Source organism: Ulvibacterium sp., from assembly GCF_965248315.1.
Classification (GTDB): Bacteria; Bacteroidota; Bacteroidia; order Flavobacteriales; family Flavobacteriaceae; genus Ulvibacterium.
This window is the reverse complement of the sequence record NZ_CBDFIX010000001.1, coordinates 129,877-146,776: the sequence shown is the minus strand read 5'-3', so window position 1 is coordinate 146,776 and position 16,900 is coordinate 129,877. Positions and strand designations below refer to the sequence as shown.

Genomic DNA, 16,900 nt, shown 5'->3' with positions numbered 1-16,900 from the left:
ATAAAAGTCGACCTTTTATTTCCCCTGTGGAACTTTAGCCACCTTTATCCCTATGGTCAAAAGCCAGAGGCAAATCCCAATTTCTCCGATAGCAGAGGGCAGGCCTGCAATAGTAGCCAACAAAGTTTCTCCATAACTTTCACAAAGAAAATAACCTAAAAAATCAATGAGATATCCAAAGCAGCCCAACATCAACATGATTCCCAAAAATTTGGGAAGAAATCCTGATTGGTACACCAAATACCCAAAGGGAAATAACCATAGTCCCCAAAATATATGGGCCACCAAATCTCCATTGTTACTGGATTTAAGAAGTAGCATCACTTTTGCATATAGTTCGTCCAGAGTAAAAGCTTTTAGGGTCTCGGAATCATTAATCAACGTGAGTACATCTATTTGATACGTTATGCTAACATATGAAATGGGCACACTGACGAGGGCCAGGACCACCATGAGCACTGCATGATTTTTGTTGACCTCCTGAAACAATTTGTACAAAGTCAGCGGTAAAAATATAAAACACGTAAAGCATACCAAACCACTTAGTATCCCCAATCGGAAAAGGTTTTCGGAGGTTTTGATATTTTCAACGGTCTTTGCCGGATTGTCCCAGACGATAAGCTCTGAGGGTACATAGAGTAAGCTAAACATGCCACTCAATATAAGAATGAGGTAAAATACCCCGGCAATTCTTGCGGTTCTTCTTGTAGGTTCCATTTTTACTGTTTTTATATCTTTTACCAATTTGATTTGAATTTTCTTCCGATATCTTTGTGCAATGATACTCTTCTTCGGTACTCGTCCTGGAAAAACCGAAATAAAGCGCCTACCAAGTGTTCGGTGCCCTTATTGCAATAAGGTCGGAACTTTGACCGTTTCCATAGCTTCAAACTATTTTCACTTGTTTTGGATCAAACTATTTAAAATTTCCACTTCAAAAATTGCAGAATGCTCCCACTGCAAACGTGTTTATTATAACAATGAATTTACCTTGGAGATGGAAAATGCCATGGGTATGGATTAAGAATGAACGGTTAAGATCCGCCTCAGGTAAAAGAGGCGAACCTTATTTCACCTCGTCACAAGTCGCACCGAAGGCCCAAAGAAATGTTTCGTTGCTCTACTATAGCATCTTTAAAAATCGGGTTCAAATCGTATTTTATATAGAGCAGTACGCTATCGAACCCGGCATAGGCGCTAAGCCCGTACACAAAATTTGTAGTATTATATCCCCTTTTCAACTTGTCTTTTACACTTTCCCCGGCCCGATCATATTTCAACTTTTGGCGGGTACCCAAATTAAATCCACCGTACCCACCAATACCCAGTCGAAACTGGTTTTGTATGGAGTATCGAATGGTATTTTCGGTTTGCCTAAACCTTGATGGACCAAATTCAAAATGAACAGGGAAAACCAGATTGTCCATACGGAATTTTGATTTTCTAAGCTCAAATTCAAATTCCTGTAATTCTGCCTGACCTTCATCATTAATGACAAAATATTGATTGTCCTTGGGCTTTAGACCGTTGAATTGAAAGGAAAGTCCGTAGGTGAAGCGCATAAAATTGGAGTTGTCAAAAACCCTCGTACGCCATACCCATCCCATTTCAAAAAATCGGCTCCCCCCCATTTTATAGGGTGAATCATCAAGGGATTGACCATCTATAATGGCATTGTTAAATCCTACAGCGATGACTGGATCGGAATATGTGCGACGGTCATATTTTGGAGGTTTATTATTCTTCTCAAAAACATGCCATGGTTTCCCATCTACGTTAATGCTGATTCCCGTTCCATCATCAATAATGGAAAAGCCTTTTTCCTCCTCTAGCACAGCACCCTGATTACGTTGCAAAAGGGCAATTTTGTTATCGATAATGGCATGCTTGTTTTCAATATTCAATGCTCTTAATTTTGCGGCATTTTCCTTTAGGACCCTTGCTTCTTCTGCTGTTAGGTTGCCATTATCCAATCTTCTGTTGATCTCCTCCACCTCTAATTTTAAGGCTTCCTTTTCCTGTTGGGTAATCTTAATCTTTTGCTCCTTCAGAGCTTCAATTTTTTCCTCATTCCATTCCTGAGCGACAACATGGTTCATAACCAAGGAAATTAGAATTAAGGTCAAATAAAAAACAATGGTTCTCATACTTGTTTGTTTTTGAAATGTTCCTTCCCTGCCTCCCCGACAGTTGCGGGGAGAGAAGAAGGAAATCTATTAATGATTGATGAATTAATTATTCCGGTCCGCCACGGCCGTACGCACCTTCATAAAACCGGTTTTTAACTTTTCGAAAATCTGATCCCTAAAGGATTGATCTAGCTCATCCTCTACCTGCGTCAACAGGGCCATGGCATCCACCCTGCCATTATCCCGGAAAAGCTTTTCAGCAATTATTTCCCGGTGTGCCTTCTGCAATAGCGAATCTACCTCGGAATCTGAGACTGTTCTATTTTTTTGCTCCAATACATCTACCTGCGCCACGACTTCCGCTATTTTGGTATTGATGATATCTTCGGAATCTTTACTCAAAATTTTACTTTCAACTTCTTTGTCTCCCTGTGTATCTGTGGAAGCAATACTTGTTTTTACATCCTCCAAGGTTTTTTCCTTGATCGTTTCCTGTTCGTTTGGAAAATTTACAGATTCCTCCAAGGGCTTTTTTACGTCCAAATCCTCATTCGTATCGACTACCCTATTCTCCTCTCCGAAGGTCTTTTCATCCGTAGCTTTTTTTAACGCATCCTCAACTTTGTCATTTTCACTATCCATATTTACGATTTCAATATCAGGATTCTCCATAGGTCCATGAGAGCCAAAATACATTAATGAGATTACCAAAAGACCTGTAAAACTCGCTGCAATACCATACCAAAAAAAACGATTTGATTTTGGTGTTGGAGCTCCTTCCAAACGATCAGCCACCTTTTGCCAGGCCTGGGATGATGGTTGTAGTTCCCTTTGCTCCAATTGTTTTTTGATATGCTTTTCAAAATTATTCGGTTCCATATCCTATGATATTTTGTTTCTTTAAACTTTGTTGCAATAATTTACGGGCCTTGAATAGTTGTGATTTTGAAGTACTCTCCGTAATGGCAAGCATTTCAGCTATCTCTTGGTGCTTGTACCCTTCTACTGCGTACAGTACAAAAACGGTCCTATAGCCTTCCGGTAAGGCATCGATCATGGTTTGTATATATTCAATGTCCAATTTTGCAGCGGTATCAGAGACGGATTTTTCCCCATGCCTTTCGTATACCGTATCATCATAGACTACAAATTGTTGTTTCCGTAAATAGGAAATACTCTCCCTAATCATGATTTTTTTTATCCATCCTTCAAAACTGCCTTGGTGACGGAAAGTTTCGAGACCTTGAAAAACCTTTACAAAACCATTGACCATAACGTCTTCCGCAAATTGCAGGTCTTTAATGTATCGTCTACATACCCCGAGCATCTTGGGCGCAAATTTTTCATAAAGGCGTTGTTGCGCATCCCGATTTCCGGAGGCTGCCCTTTCTATAAGCTGCTTTTCGTTTTTATAAAAAGAAATGATTTTCAATTTTATAAAAGGGGTTTTTGGTTGTCTACTATTTCTATAGACGATTTAGTAAGGGAAAACGTTGCCTGGAAAGTTGATTTTTTTTTTGAAGTCTTTTATGCAAGGTCCGTAATGTGAAAATTTCATATCAAAAACAAAGCCATTCGACTTTACTTTTTTCTATCCACTACATAATTTACCATAAGCTCAAGGGAGTTTTTGTAATCCGAAGATGGGTATGCGTCTAAAAGTTTCAAAGCCTCTTCCTTAAAATCGAGCATTTTTTGTACGGCATATTCCAATCCGCCTCTTTCCTTTACGAAAGCGATTACTTGCTTCACCCTGATTTTGTCTTTATTGTGATTTTTTACGGAATTGATCAACCATCTTTTTTCCGATTTGGAGCAGTTGTTAAGGACATAAATTAGAGGTAAGGTCATCTTTTGTTCCTTAATATCTATCCCGGTAGGTTTCCCAATTTTCTCTTCTCCATAATCAAAAAGATCATCCTTTATTTGAAAGGCCATGCCACAAAGTTCCCCAAATTTCCTAAAGGTTTCCACGTCCGGTGAATTGGGTTTTACGGAACACGCACCCAAACTACAACATGCGGCAATTAAAGTGGCCGTCTTTTGGCGGATGATATCATAATAGATTTCTTCGGTAATGTCCAGGCGTCTCGCCTTTTCAATCTGTAGCAACTCCCCTTCGCTCATTTCCCGAACGGCTACGGAAATAATCCGCAGCAGGTCAAAATCTCCATGGTCAATGGACAACAACAATCCTTTTGATAATAGATAATCACCTACCAAAACAGCAATTTTATTTTTCCATAATGCATTAATGGAAAAAAACCCGCGGCGTTTGTTACTTTCATCCACAACATCATCATGCACCAAAGTGGCCGTATGAATAAGTTCTATAACGGAGGCACCCCTATATGTTCGTTCATTTACCTCGCCCTTGTTCAACAACTTTGCGGTCAAAAAAACGAACATAGGCCGCATTTGCTTGCCTTTCCGGTTTACAATGTAATACGTAATGCGATTAAGAAGTGCTACCTTGGAGGACATGGCACTATGGAACTTCTTCTCAAAAAGTTCCATTTCACGATCTATAGGTTCCTTTATTCGGGATACTGTTTTCAAGAAGTTTGGTTTCTATCGCTTTGGATTTGGAAAGATAAAAATAAAATAAGGAAAAGAAGAGGCGTTCAGCGGGCAGTCTCAGTATTTGGCCAGGGAGGTACGAGAAAATTTAATTTCGTAACCTTATGCAGGATTATCTAATGTATTGATCAAAAAACAAAAGCTGCCTTTACCTTATTCATGGAGCGATATCAACTCCTTATTTTTTAGTGTTTATTTGCCAATTGGCCACATGCCGCATCTATATCCTTCCCCCTGGAACGTCTAACGGTAACCACAATTCCGTTTTGCTCTAAAGTGTCCACATATCTCTCCAGTGCGATATTTGAAGCTTGCTGAAACCTACCATCATCGATTGGGTTATATTCGATAAGATTAACCTTTGAAGGCGCAAATTTGCAGAAGTCTACCAAGGCATCCGCATCCTTCTGTGTATCATTAATACCTTCCCAGACCACATATTCGTAGGTGATTCTACTTTTGGTCCTGGCATACCAATATTGCAGAGCTTCCCGTAGGTCGGTCAAAGTAAACGTGGCGTTAAAGGGCATTATGGATGTCCGTATTTCGTCAATGGCGGAATGAAGGGATACGGCCAAATTGAATCTAACCCCATCGTCTGCCATTTTTTTTATCATTTTGGGAACTCCCGATGTAGAGACCGTAATACGTCTTGGGGACATTCCGAGCCCAGTTGGGGAGGTTATCTTATCGATGGCCTTTAACACATTGTTGTAATTCATTAAAGGTTCGCCCATTCCCATAAATACAATGTTGCTCAAGGGTCGATCAAAATAGAGCCTACTCTCATTATCAATGGCCACCACTTGGTCGTAGATTTCATCAGGATTCAGATTGCGCATTCGTTTTAAACGTGCCGTAGCACAGAACTTGCAGTCCAGACTACAACCCACTTGGCTCGAAACACACGCCGTGGTACGGTTTGCAGTAGGAATCAAAACAGATTCCACTACCAACCCATCATGCAATCGTACCGCATTTTTTATGGTACCGTCCTTGCTCCGCTGCATTTGATCTACACGAATGTGATTGATTACAAAAAAATCCTCCAAAAGTTTTCGGGTATCCTTGGAAAGATTTGTCATCACATCAAAGGAGTGTGCGGATTTCTGCCAAAGCCATTCATAGACCTGATTGCCGCGGAAAGCCTTATCACCTTGTTCCGTGAAAAAACCGCGCAATTGTTCCTTAGTAAGGGCTCGTATGTCTTTCTTTTTTGTTTCCAATACGTGAAAAGATAAAAAATCCTGCCGAACCGATGATTTGGTAGACAGGATTCCTATAATTTGTTCGAACCTTCCTATATAATCAACATGGCATCTCCATAGGAATAGAAACGATATCCCTCTAAAATAGCTTCTTTGTAGGCTCTTTTCATGAGATCGTGACCAATAAAGGCAGATACCATCATCAGCAATGTAGATTTGGGTAAATGGAAATTGGTAATCATACAATTGGCGATACTGAAATCATACGGTGGGAAAATAAATTTGTTGGTCCAACCGTCAAACGTATTTAGTGTTTGTTCGGAAGAAACCGCGCTTTCCAATCCCCGCATTGCGGTAGTGCCCACCGCACATACTTTTTTTCTTGTTTCCTTGGCTCGATTGACAACTTCAGTTGCCTTTTCGTCTATAATCAATTCTTCGCTATCCATCTTATGTTTGGAAAGATCCTCTACCTCAACGGGGTTAAAGGTCCCCAAACCAACATGCAAGGTCAATTCAGCAAAATTCACTCCTTTGATTTCCAAACGCTTTAATAAGTGCTTGGAAAAGTGAAGCCCAGCCGTCGGAGCCGCCACAGCTCCTTCATGTTTGGCATAAATGGTCTGATAACGTTCCTCATCCTCTGGTTCCACCCCACGCTTAATGTATTTTGGCAAGGGCGTTTCCCCCAATTCCCGAAGTTTCCTTCGAAAATCGATATAGGCTCCGTCATATAAAAAACGTAAGGTCCTTCCCCTGGATGTTGTATTGTCAATAACTTCTGCTACCAGGCTTTCGTCATCTCCAAAATATAGTTTATTGCCTATTCGGATTTTACGTGCCGGATCAACCAAAACATCCCATAGCCTTTGTTCCTCGTTCAATTCCCGCAATAAAAAAACCTCGATACGAGCTCCTGTCTTTTCCTTATTTCCGTATAATCTTGCCGGAAAGACCTTGGTATTGTTCAGGACCATAACATCGCCTTCGTCAAAATAATCAATAAGGTCCTTGAACATCTTATGCTCTATTTTACCAGAATCCCTATGGATTACCATTAATTTGGACTCGTCCCTATTTTCAGTTGGGTATTCTGCCAATAAGTCCTTTGGAAGTTCAAAATTGAAGTGCGATAATTTCATGTAAGTGAATTAAGTTAGTCATTTTTGCGGCTGCAAATATACAATGTGGCCATGGGGGTTGTCAAGTAAAACAAGGATTAAATACGAATTATGATTTTCGTATGGTTATACCCAGTATTTCCAGGTCTTTCCAAAAATCAGGATAGGATTTGGAGACCACTTCGGCATCGTTTACATATATTGAAGTTTTCATGGCCAAGGGTGCAAAGGCCATAGCCATTCTATGATCATTATAGGTGTTTATCGCTATGTCCTTGTTCACTTCATTCGACGGACGTAAAGTCAAATCCTTATCCGATACGGTTATGTCCGCACCCAATTTGGAGAGTTCTGTATCCAAGGCTACCAATCTATCGGTTTCCTTTATTTTTAGGGTGTGCAGCCCTGTAAGATGACACCCAACTCCTAATCCAAAACAGGTAACCGCAATAGTCTGGGCAGTATCCGGGGCATTTGAAAGTTCCAGATTCAAATTTTCGGGTTTTAGGTCTGCCACTTTTCTTAGGCTGATTTCATTTTCCCTGAAATCGGTGTCCACGCCCCAATTTTTATAAATCCCTGCAAGCACGCTATCTCCCTGCAAGCTATTTTTTCTATATGATGATAAGATAACTTCAGAACCAACTGCACTAAGGGCAACTATACTGTAGAAATAGGAGGCAGAGCTCCAATCTGATTCCACCACCAGGGTTTTTAAATTCACGGACTCTTTGGGATATACCTTGATCTTGTTTCCTTCAAAAGTGGTCCCTACACCAATTTGCTCCAATAAGGCCAAAGTCATCTTTATATAGGGGACAGATGTAATTTCCCCTTTCAAGTCCAATTCCAGACCATTTCCCAGACCCGGTGCAATCAGCAACAATGCAGAAATATATTGGCTACTGATATGGGCGGGAAGGCTCACTTTATTTCGGGTTAGCTTTTTCCCTTTAATTTTTAATGGTGGATACCCATCGTTCTTTTCATATTCAATTTCGGCCCCTAATTTGTGTAGCGCATCCACTAGAACTTTTATGGGACGCTCAGTCATACGTTTTGAGCCTGTAAGAAGAACTTCCTTACCTTCCTGTGAGGCAAAGTAGCCTGTAAGAAATCGCATGGCCGTGCCGGCATGATGGATATCCACAACACCCCTACTTGTATTCAGTCCTTTTTGCATGACCTGGGCATCATCGGAATTGGATAGGTTGTCAATCTCGATATTGGGGTACAACGCTTGTAGCAATAACAAACGGTTGGACTCGCTTTTTGAGCCTGTAATCCGAATACTGGATTTTAGTAGTTTGGTTGTAGGAGGAGATAGGTGTAGTTTCAATCTTATGCGGTTCTAGTGCTAAGGTGCAAAGATAGTACTATTTAAGCTTTTTGTTGTTTTGGTGTCTGTCATGATCCCGTTGGGTCTTCAAAGCCAATTTTTCATCGAAAGCTTTCTGCAAATCTACGTTCGTCTGATTTGCCAAACAAAGGACCACAAAAAGGACATCTGCCAATTCCTCGCCTAGATCTCTTTCCTTATCGGATTCCTTTTCGCTCTGCTCTCCATACCTTCGAGCAATGATACGGGCCACCTCCCCTACCTCTTCGGTAAGTTGGGCCATATTTGTAAGTTCGTTAAAATAACGTACGCCGTGCCGTTTTATCCAATTATCTACTTCCTGCTGGAGTTTCTTGAGAGCCATTTGCGGTAGTTTTGGATAAAACTACTTTTTCTGCCTCTTTTTCCACTATCTTTTTGTAGAATTCTTTTAAATTGTGATAATCTACGGCAGGAATAATGGCCGCGTTCATTTTCAAATCCGCCAATACCTGAATCTTATTGCCCTGAGCCATCACTTTATAAATAAAACTTGCCGTTTTATTGGGTAAGCCTAACTTTACATCTGCCGGTAATGTCTCGATTTCGTATCCCTCTGGTATGGAAATGTTTACCACCATTTTTTCTTCCCAAGGATACGCATAATCTATAGGGTAGTTTCGTTCGTCCAACTTAAAAGGGTTTTCGGTCATAGTACTAGTAAACAAGGGGTTAAAGTACATTTTATCCCCTACTTTTGCTATCTGACCTTCCATGGTAAAACTCATATTTTCCATAATGGCCTTGCCTATGGTCTCGTTATTCTTCACCGCGTATTCCCCGATTTCCATGCCTACATTGGAGGATTCCAATTTTTCCAGATAAGAATCTTCCTGTATGCCATTAAACTTGTTCCTGAACTCGTATGCCTTAAAATCGGTGTATGTCTTACGCATCCTGCCTTTGATTCCACCATTTTGGTCCAAGGCAACGGTACAATTGGAATTCTCCTTGGAAACTATTTTGGGCATTACGGAAACGCTATTGAAGCTCCCATCTTTTTTTATCAACTTTCCATACCAGTTCAGCGCATGTACAGGTAATACGTTAGGCTTGGTGTATTTGTTGGAAGCATCCAAAAGCACAATGTTGTCATTTAAGGAGACGGAAGCTACCACATAATTAAAGCCTCTTCGCGTAGGAAACATTGGCACTCCATGGTCCCTAGTGCTTATGAGCACGGGATTGGCCTCCAGACCTGCTTCGCTAAGCATGGCGGTCAACATCAGATTGATGTCCGCTATGTTACCACTGCGATCTTCATAGGCTTTTTTAACACCTTTATCGCTATAAAACCCCGCCATACCATTCCAATTCATATGGTTTTGAACATATTGAAAAATAATCGCTGCCTTTTCCACCTCATCGGTTCTATCTCCAATTAGGGCCTGAAGATCTTCCTTGAAATATCTTTTTTGGGCAAGTTGACCTCCAAAATTACGACTTTCATAAATTGTCTTGATTACCTTCTCCCAGGTAGTGGTATAACTTTTTATAGGGGATTGGGGAAACTTGGTATACTGCAATTCATACAACACGGCACTTCTATAGTTGTTCATGTTATTAACATGAGGTTCCTCTTTTAGGGCAGGCACATCTTGCATTGTATAGTTGGTAACATTGATAATATAATTTAGGTTGGAATTGCTGTAGGTGGTAGTTGTGTTATATTTTCCTCTTCTCTGCTTATCGGTAAAGGTGATGGTACCACCTTCGGTACCCGTTTGAGGATTAAGAGGCAGATATCCTTTCATGGTGGGTTTAAAAACGAAGTATTCCGGGGCCCTAATGGAAATCTCTTGATATTTGATGGGGATGTCATATTGCATGGCTATTTCATCAATAATCCAATAAAAAGGAGAGTGGATTTGGTATTCGTATTCAACCACACTACCAACTTTTACGTTGGGCATGGTAAATTTTTCTTCGTTGTAATACTCGTTCAGTTCTGTTTTAAACTCTCCTTCTTTGGACAATTTATGCTTTTTAATTTCCCCATTTTCCAAACTATAAGTAAATGCCTTCAATCCACTGATGGTCTCCTTGTCTCCATTGTCCTTAGACAATTTTTCAATTACCGTGGCATATTCAAATCCTTCCGACTTATAAATTTTTACCCGCTCATGGATAGAGGTAACCAATTTAAAACCTAGGGATTGCTTGTATTCAAAACGAATGTTTTTATATCGATACAATACCGCGGCGACCGCAGAAGAATCTTTTTCATACACTTCTTCCCTAAGTTCGGCTTCCGATACTTTTCCAAATTTAACTTTCTGAGCCAAGACATCGTTGGCAACTAGGGAAACAAAAAGACATAAACTGATTTTGAGGTTTTTCATGATTAAAATATTGGGAGGTTTGGGTTTTAAAGATTGGTTTTGACAATTACTGCTTGGGCATTGTCAGCTGAAGCAATCTTCTTTCTAAAATTGCGGTAATTCGCATATTCCTCCTTGGGGTGTGTCCCTTTTTTGAGGAAAAAACTACGTTTGTAATTTAAGGTATTGGTTTCTGAATTATAATTAAGTTCCATGGTATAAGTGCCGAATGGAGTTTCAAGCTTTACATCTTCCGGAAGAGCTTCCACTGCATATCCATTGGGCATAGCTATCTCAAATACATCCTCATCCAAAAAACCTCGTTGTATTTCCAAGGGTAATTTCCGATTTCTATAACGTTGAGGCACATAACTATTCTTATTGAAGGCATTGGGAGCAAACAGAATTCTCTCCCCACTGATGGAAGCATAATTTTTTGCGGAGACCTCTACCTCCTCTGTAAATCGAATTTCCTCACGATTGTTATCAAATTTGTAGCTGTGAAGGTTAAGGTTATTCACCTCGCTCCAATAGTCCTTATAATGCTTGCCAATCTTGTCCTTGGACTTTTCCTCCAAGGTGAAACGATTGTCATACTGCACGCCTTCAGTAGCAATAACAACTTTACCAGATATTGCACCATCTTTCAAAACGTTAAATTTTGCCTTGGTCAATTGATGGTTCTGTTCGTTATTATATGCGACCGTGGATACGAGTTCACCTCCTTCCGGCTTTACTACAAGAACCTTGCGGTCGTCAGTAAAGTCACCGACAAAACCAAAAGGATGAATTTGGGAAGTGCAATCTATCCAATAGTATTTGTCCCCATATGGAATGGCCAAAATAACATGGTTGCCCTGTCGTAGGTCTGCAAAGTCTTCCTCAAAATCCACTTTTCTGGGGCCCGCTTCCACTACCGTATAGTAAGAATCCACTCCCACTGCCTCCAAAAGAGCCTTGGTATAATTGGAGAGGCCTTTACAATCCCCATATTTAACACGGTCCACCTCAATGGCACTAATGGGTCTAAAACCTCCAATACCTATCTGAACACTTATATATCTAGTATTGTCCTGCACATACTCATAAATTACTTTCGCCTTTTCCAAATCATCCTCAATACCGCTCACCAGATTTCTGGCCATGGTTCGGGTTGCTTCCGAAAGCTCTGTACGTCCTTTTAGAAGTGAATTGTTGACCCATTTTCCCAATTGGTTCCAGTCATCCACGTCTCCATCAAAGCCTTTGTAGTGAAAATGTTCCAATCTTACCAAAAGTTTTGGTACCAAGCTACTGTAATCCGGACTATGTGCCTCACTTTTTACGGAGGGAAGGTGTTGGGCGGTATAAACGATACGGCCATTCCTTTCTTCTTTTTCAATAGGAAAATCATCTAAATTGTATTCTTTGATGACCGGTTTCAAGTCGCTTGAGGCGTAGGTAATTTCATAATGGCTCTTTTCCACACTTGCCAAATATCCTGATAAAAAGTACCACGCGGGAAAAACCCCAGTATCAATGGTCTCCACTTCATAGGAAAATTCCATAGTGTAAGGATATTGTATTGGGGTATAGGAATACGCAAGCAATCTATCATCTATATAAAGAGAAATACCATCCGCAGCACTAACATCCCGAAAATCCCTTTTCTTTAGGTGTTCTATTTCTTTCCCCATTTTATCGTACACATAGGCTTCTATGTGCTTTATCTTCTTGTCACTGTCGTAGAAAACACGGGGGTTGGCATATCTATTGCCCATTTTGTTCAAAACCGTTACTACTTGTTTTACGGTATATACCATTCTATTCCTGGCTTCCACGTGTATTTTCATTTCATCGAGGCGAACCACGGCATTTGCATTTTCTACAAGGGTTTTATCCAATAAAAGGGCTTGATAGTTGGATTTTTGTGCTGAAACGATACATACCAGAAAAAAGGATGTAAGAAGTAGTAGTAGGCGCATTGGTTTAGGTCGGGGTTGAAACTTACAACGTAAAGTACTAAAATTTCTTACATTTATCCACTACAAAATCGACAAATGTACCTTATTCCCTGTTTTTTGTGTCCATAATGATGGTTACAGGACCATCATTTAATAATTCTACTTTCATATCGGCACCAAAGATTCCCGTTCCTACTTTTTTATTTAGATCCATTTCCAATTGCTGCACGAATTTTTCATACAAGGGAATGGAAACATCAGGTTTTGCGGCTTTTATATAAGATGGCCTATTTCCTTTTTTGGTGGATGCATGTAAGGTAAATTGACTGACTACCAGAGCAGTGCCATTAATATCCAGCAACGAACGATTCATTACCCCTCTTAAATCGTTAAAAATACGGAGGTTTACGATCTTACGTGATAGCCATTCAATATCTTCCTTCCCGTCGCTGTCCTCTATTCCTAATAATACAAGAAGACCTTCATCGATCTTTGAAACCACCTTTCCTTCTACGGTTACACTGGCCTTCGATACTCTTTGAATCACTGCTCTCATACTCCAATTCCAACCCTTCCATCTAAAAAAGGCATATTCCGTTTAGTCCACTTTTCCATAATTGTCCATTCTGTACGTATCTTCCTGTCCTGTAACCATTTGTACATAACTTCGATACCTACTCAAAGATACCTCACCCTTTTCCAAGGCCTCCTTGACCGCACATTTTGGCTCATCCAGATGCAAGCAGTTGTTGAATTTGCAATTCTTCTTTAGCTTAAAAAATTCGGGAAAGTAATCCCCAATTTCATCTTTGTCCATATCCACCATACCAAAACCCTTTATTCCTGGTGTATCAATAATGCGTGCATCGAAACTCAGATCAAACATCTCTGCGAATGTTGTAGTGTGTTGTCCTTGAAGGTGTTGTTCGGATATTTCGGCAGTTTTAATGCTCAAAGAAGGTTCCAATTTATTGATCAAGGTAGATTTGCCTACTCCCGAATGACCCGAGAACATACTGGTTTTATTGAGCATCAATTCCCTGACCTGATCGACATTTCTTCCGGTTTTTGCGGATATGCCGATACAGGTATATCCCACATTTTGGTAGAGGTCGATCAAATATCTTACCTCGGCCGACTCTTCTCTGTCATAACTGTCCATCTTATTGAACAACAAAACGGTTGGAATGTCATAAGCTTCGGCAGTCGCCAAAAAACGGTCTATGAAAATGGTGTGGGTTACCGGGTTGTTCAAAGTAATAATCAAAAAGACCTGATCTAAGTTAGCGGCAATGATATGGGTCTGTTTGGAGAGGTTTACGGATTTTCGAATAATATAATTTTTCCGGTCTTCGATTTCAGAAATAATTCCGATGGTTTCGTCCCCAATTAGTTCTATCTCGAATTTCACTTTGTCCCCGACCGCAACCGGATTTGTGCTTTTGATACCTTTAATGCGAAATTTTCCTTTTATCCTACATTCATAGAACGCTCCGCTATCCGTTTTGACGGTATACCAGCTCCCTGTAGATTTATATACAACTCCCGTCATTACATCTAAAAATTCATCATGGATAGTCCGCGCAAAAATACCGATTTTTAATTTTAAGATTCGCGGTATCTTTGGGCAAATTCTAACAATTAAATCATATTGAAAATGAAAAAAAGTCTATGTATTATCTGTCTGGCCATTGTTGCAACCTTTGAAATCCACGCCCAACAATATAAGATAATAACCAGTGTAGAATCCATTGTGCCAAGCGGAATAGGCCGGTCTCGAATTATTGACGCCCAAGAAGAAAAGGATTTTGCCGAATACACTTCAGAACAGACGGAAGAGGATAACACAAGGAACAAGTCCAAACGAGGGAATATTCGGGTAAAAAACTTTGAGGAAACAAAGCTTCTAAATTTTTACAATATCGCTGGAATCCGTTTTCAGAATATTGCAGCCAATGATGCGGTTACTTCCTCTAAATTAACTGCAATGGCGGCTGATGGTTGGGAATTGGTATTTGTATCGAGTGCCGTTGAATCCGATGCGGGGGATAAGGACGGCCAAGGCATCTTTATTACCCGGTATGTCTTTAAAAAGGATTAATAAGCTTTTGTATAAGCTTCTCTGAGGCTTAAAAGTTTACTTTTAGGAAAATACAACAAAGTATAAGGGCGAAGCAATCTGTACGTTTTAGAAACCAAATGAACAGATTGCTTCACTCGCTTTTAACTGTTTTAGGCATTGATGATCTTTTCCTGATGGTTTATGGATTCCTGATGGATGGCCTTGAACATTTTTAACACAAATTCCTCACTCAATCCTTTGGATTCACCTTCCAAAATCATTTTTCCTAAAATGGAGTTCCACCGATTGGTTTGAAGCACCGCTACATTGCGTTGCTTTTTAAGTTCCCCTATGCCACCTGAAACCTTCATGCGTTTTCCGAGCATATCGATCAATTGATTATCGATAATATCTATTTGGGCCCTTAGGTTATTCAACCTACTATTGTATTCTGCCTCCTTATCGGTCTCCTTTCTAATTTTTAGATCTTCCATAATTTGTACCAATCTTTTGGGTGTTACTTGTTGTGCTGCATCACTCCATGCATTGTCCGGATCAAAGTGTGTCTCTATCATCAATCCATCAAAATTTAGATCCAGTGCGGTTTGGGAAACATCAAAGATCATGTCCCTCTTTCCGGTAATGTGGGATGGGTCGTTAATAATGGGCAAATCCGGAAATTTGGTCTGTAACTCAATGGCCAATTGCCACTCCGGAATATTTCTATATTTGGATTTTTCATAGGTCGAAAAACCTCGATGGATAACCCCCAGCTTTTTAATGTTGGCCGTGTACAAACGCTCTACGGCACCCAACCATAATGAAAGGTCGGGGTTTACCGGATTCTTTATTAAAACAATCTTGTCCGTCCCTTCCAGGGCATCAGCAATGTCCTGTACAATAAATGGGCTCACGGTAGAACGGGCACCTATCCACAACAAATCAATATCATGTTCCAGGGCCAGCTCCACATGGTTTCTGTTGGCAACTTCGGTAGCTGTTTTTAACCCGGTCTCCTCTTTTACCTTCTGCAACCATTTTAAGCCTAATGCGCCCACACCCTCAAAATTTCCAGGACGGGTACGAGGTTTCCATATACCAGCACGATAATAATTTACATCCGTATCCTTCAGATCATGGGCAATCCTTAATACTTGCTTCTCGGTTTCAGCGCTGCAGGGTCCGGCAATCACCAATGGATGTGGCAGTTCCATATCGTCCAACCATTTTCTCAATTCCTTTGTATTCTCCATGTTATTATTTGTTAAGTGGTATTCCTTTTAATATTTCCTTTATTTTATTCGTATTATCCATTTCAGTATAAACGCCCTTATAATCATTCTCCAAAAGGAGCTCTTTGAACGCCTCCAAGTTTTGGATATAATCCTCCAATATTTCAACTACATTTTCCTTGTTCTGTTCAAAAATAGGCGTCCACATGGCCGGGGAACTTTTAGCCAAACGCACCGTACTTTCAAATCCACTACCGGCCATATCAAAAATATCCTTTTCGTTTTTCTCCTTTTCAATTACCGTTTTACCTAACATAAATGAACTGATATGCGATAAATGTGATACATAGGCAATATGGCGGTCATGAGCCAAGGGATTCATATATCGGATTCGCATGCCCATTTCCTGAAATAGTCCCAAAGCCCGTTCCTGCAATTTAAAGGCGGTCTTTTCCACTTCGCAGATGATATTGGTCTTACCGTTGTATAAGCCTTCCATAGCTGCTGATGGACCGGAAAACTCAGTTCCGGCAATGGGGTGACAGGCCAAAAAGTTCCTGCGTTTGGGATGGTTTTCTAAAGTTTTGCAAATCAAACTTTTGGTAGATCCGCCATCAAAGACTACACAATCATCGCTAACGGCATCCAAAATTTCCGGTAATTTCTCTGCCAAGGCATCCACTGGAATACTCGCAATGACCACGTCCGCTTGAGATAGACCCTGATAACCGGATTTTTCATCAATTATACCCAACGACAGGGCTTCGTCTAGATGGGACATATCGGTATCCACCCCAAAAATTTTCGAGTCGGGACGTAATCTTTTTATATCCTTTGCAAAGGAGCCTCCAATTAAACCTATACCTATAACGAATATGTTCATTTTTTAGCTGTTAGACTTTTCCAAATCAATACAGGAAAGTTCC

The 16,900-nt window shown here is 40.3% G+C and carries 17 protein-coding genes; 2 read left to right on the top strand and 15 right to left on the bottom strand.

The genetic code is table 11. From position 1 onward, the window contains the following. Positions 1-15 precede the first annotated feature (15 nt). Entirely contained in the window at positions 16-717 is a 702-nt protein-coding gene (locus ACP2AF_RS00605) for a DUF4386 domain-containing protein (protein WP_425234308.1), read from the bottom strand. Positions 718-778: 61 nt separating this feature from the next. Here ACP2AF_RS00605 and ACP2AF_RS00600 point away from each other — a divergent pair, with 61 nt between their 5' ends. Further along, positions 779-1,024 (top strand): zinc-ribbon domain-containing protein, encoded by a 246-nt coding sequence (locus ACP2AF_RS00600; protein WP_425234307.1) that lies wholly within the window; start codon positions 779-781, stop codon positions 1,022-1,024. Positions 1,025-1,079: 55 nt separating this feature from the next. On the opposite strand, the gene ACP2AF_RS00595 is transcribed toward ACP2AF_RS00600, so the two are convergent. The 12 genes from ACP2AF_RS00595 to rsgA form a co-directional block, all read right to left on the bottom strand. Beyond that, positions 1,080-2,147: a hypothetical protein gene (locus tag ACP2AF_RS00595; RefSeq protein ID WP_425234306.1), complete on the bottom strand. Its 1,068-nt coding sequence runs from the start codon at positions 2,145-2,147 to the stop codon at positions 1,080-1,082. 84 nt (positions 2,148-2,231) lie between these two features. After that, positions 2,232-3,008: a hypothetical protein gene (locus ACP2AF_RS00590; protein ID WP_425234305.1), complete on the bottom strand. Its 777-nt coding sequence runs from the start codon at positions 3,006-3,008 to the stop codon at positions 2,232-2,234. Beyond that, a complete protein-coding gene (locus ACP2AF_RS00585; RefSeq protein WP_425234304.1) occupies positions 2,995-3,561 on the bottom strand; it encodes an RNA polymerase sigma factor in 567 nt (188 codons plus the stop codon). Before ACP2AF_RS00585 ends, ACP2AF_RS00590 begins: the two co-directional genes overlap by 14 nt. A 149-nt stretch (positions 3,562-3,710) precedes the next feature. Further along, positions 3,711-4,688, bottom strand: coding sequence for a polyprenyl synthetase family protein (locus ACP2AF_RS00580; RefSeq protein ID WP_425234303.1), 978 nt, complete (start codon positions 4,686-4,688; stop codon positions 3,711-3,713). Positions 4,689-4,894: 206 nt separating this feature from the next. After that, positions 4,895-5,935, bottom strand: a complete 1,041-nt coding sequence (rlmN, locus tag ACP2AF_RS00575; RefSeq protein WP_425234302.1) for a 23S rRNA (adenine(2503)-C(2))-methyltransferase RlmN — start codon at positions 5,933-5,935, stop codon at positions 4,895-4,897. A 74-nt stretch (positions 5,936-6,009) separates the two neighbouring features. Then, on the bottom strand, positions 6,010-7,059 hold the full coding sequence (gene queA / locus ACP2AF_RS00570) for a tRNA preQ1(34) S-adenosylmethionine ribosyltransferase-isomerase QueA (protein ID WP_425234301.1): 1,050 nt from the start codon (positions 7,057-7,059) through the stop codon (positions 6,010-6,012). A gap of 88 nt (positions 7,060-7,147) precedes the next feature. Beyond that, complete coding sequence (locus tag ACP2AF_RS00565) at positions 7,148-8,377, bottom strand: 3-phosphoshikimate 1-carboxyvinyltransferase (protein ID WP_425234300.1); 1,230 nt, start codon at positions 8,375-8,377, stop codon at positions 7,148-7,150. 37 nt (positions 8,378-8,414) lie between these two features. Beyond that, positions 8,415-8,741, bottom strand: a complete 327-nt coding sequence (locus tag ACP2AF_RS00560) for a nucleotide pyrophosphohydrolase (RefSeq protein ID WP_425234299.1) — start codon at positions 8,739-8,741, stop codon at positions 8,415-8,417. Further along, on the bottom strand, positions 8,707-10,758 hold the full coding sequence (locus ACP2AF_RS00555) for a transglutaminase domain-containing protein (protein ID WP_425234298.1): 2,052 nt from the start codon (positions 10,756-10,758) through the stop codon (positions 8,707-8,709). Before ACP2AF_RS00555 ends, ACP2AF_RS00560 begins: the two co-directional genes overlap by 35 nt. A 26-nt stretch (positions 10,759-10,784) precedes the next feature. Beyond that, positions 10,785-12,701 (bottom strand): DUF3857 domain-containing transglutaminase family protein, encoded by a 1,917-nt coding sequence (locus ACP2AF_RS00550; RefSeq protein WP_425234297.1) that lies wholly within the window; start codon positions 12,699-12,701, stop codon positions 10,785-10,787. 82 nt (positions 12,702-12,783) lie between these two features. Further along, positions 12,784-13,236, bottom strand: a complete 453-nt coding sequence (dtd, locus tag ACP2AF_RS00545; protein ID WP_425234296.1) for a D-aminoacyl-tRNA deacylase — start codon at positions 13,234-13,236, stop codon at positions 12,784-12,786. A 42-nt stretch (positions 13,237-13,278) separates the two neighbouring features. Then, a complete protein-coding gene (gene rsgA, locus ACP2AF_RS00540) occupies positions 13,279-14,232 on the bottom strand; it encodes a ribosome small subunit-dependent GTPase A (RefSeq protein ID WP_425234295.1) in 954 nt (317 codons plus the stop codon). 105 nt (positions 14,233-14,337) lie between these two features. Here rsgA and ACP2AF_RS00535 point away from each other — a divergent pair, with 105 nt between their 5' ends. Continuing rightward, positions 14,338-14,781 carry a hypothetical protein gene (locus tag ACP2AF_RS00535; RefSeq protein WP_425234294.1) on the top strand — a complete coding sequence of 148 codons (444 nt, stop codon included), beginning with the start codon at positions 14,338-14,340 and terminating at the stop codon, positions 14,779-14,781. Between the two features lie 131 nt (positions 14,782-14,912). On the opposite strand, the gene ACP2AF_RS00530 is transcribed toward ACP2AF_RS00535, so the two are convergent. Both ACP2AF_RS00530 and ACP2AF_RS00525 read right to left on the bottom strand, forming a co-directional pair. Beyond that, positions 14,913-15,995, bottom strand: a complete 1,083-nt coding sequence (locus ACP2AF_RS00530) for a chorismate mutase (RefSeq protein WP_425234293.1) — start codon at positions 15,993-15,995, stop codon at positions 14,913-14,915. A gap of 4 nt (positions 15,996-15,999) precedes the next feature. Continuing rightward, complete coding sequence (locus ACP2AF_RS00525; RefSeq protein ID WP_425234292.1) at positions 16,000-16,857, bottom strand: prephenate dehydrogenase; 858 nt, start codon at positions 16,855-16,857, stop codon at positions 16,000-16,002. Positions 16,858-16,900 lie beyond the last annotated feature (43 nt).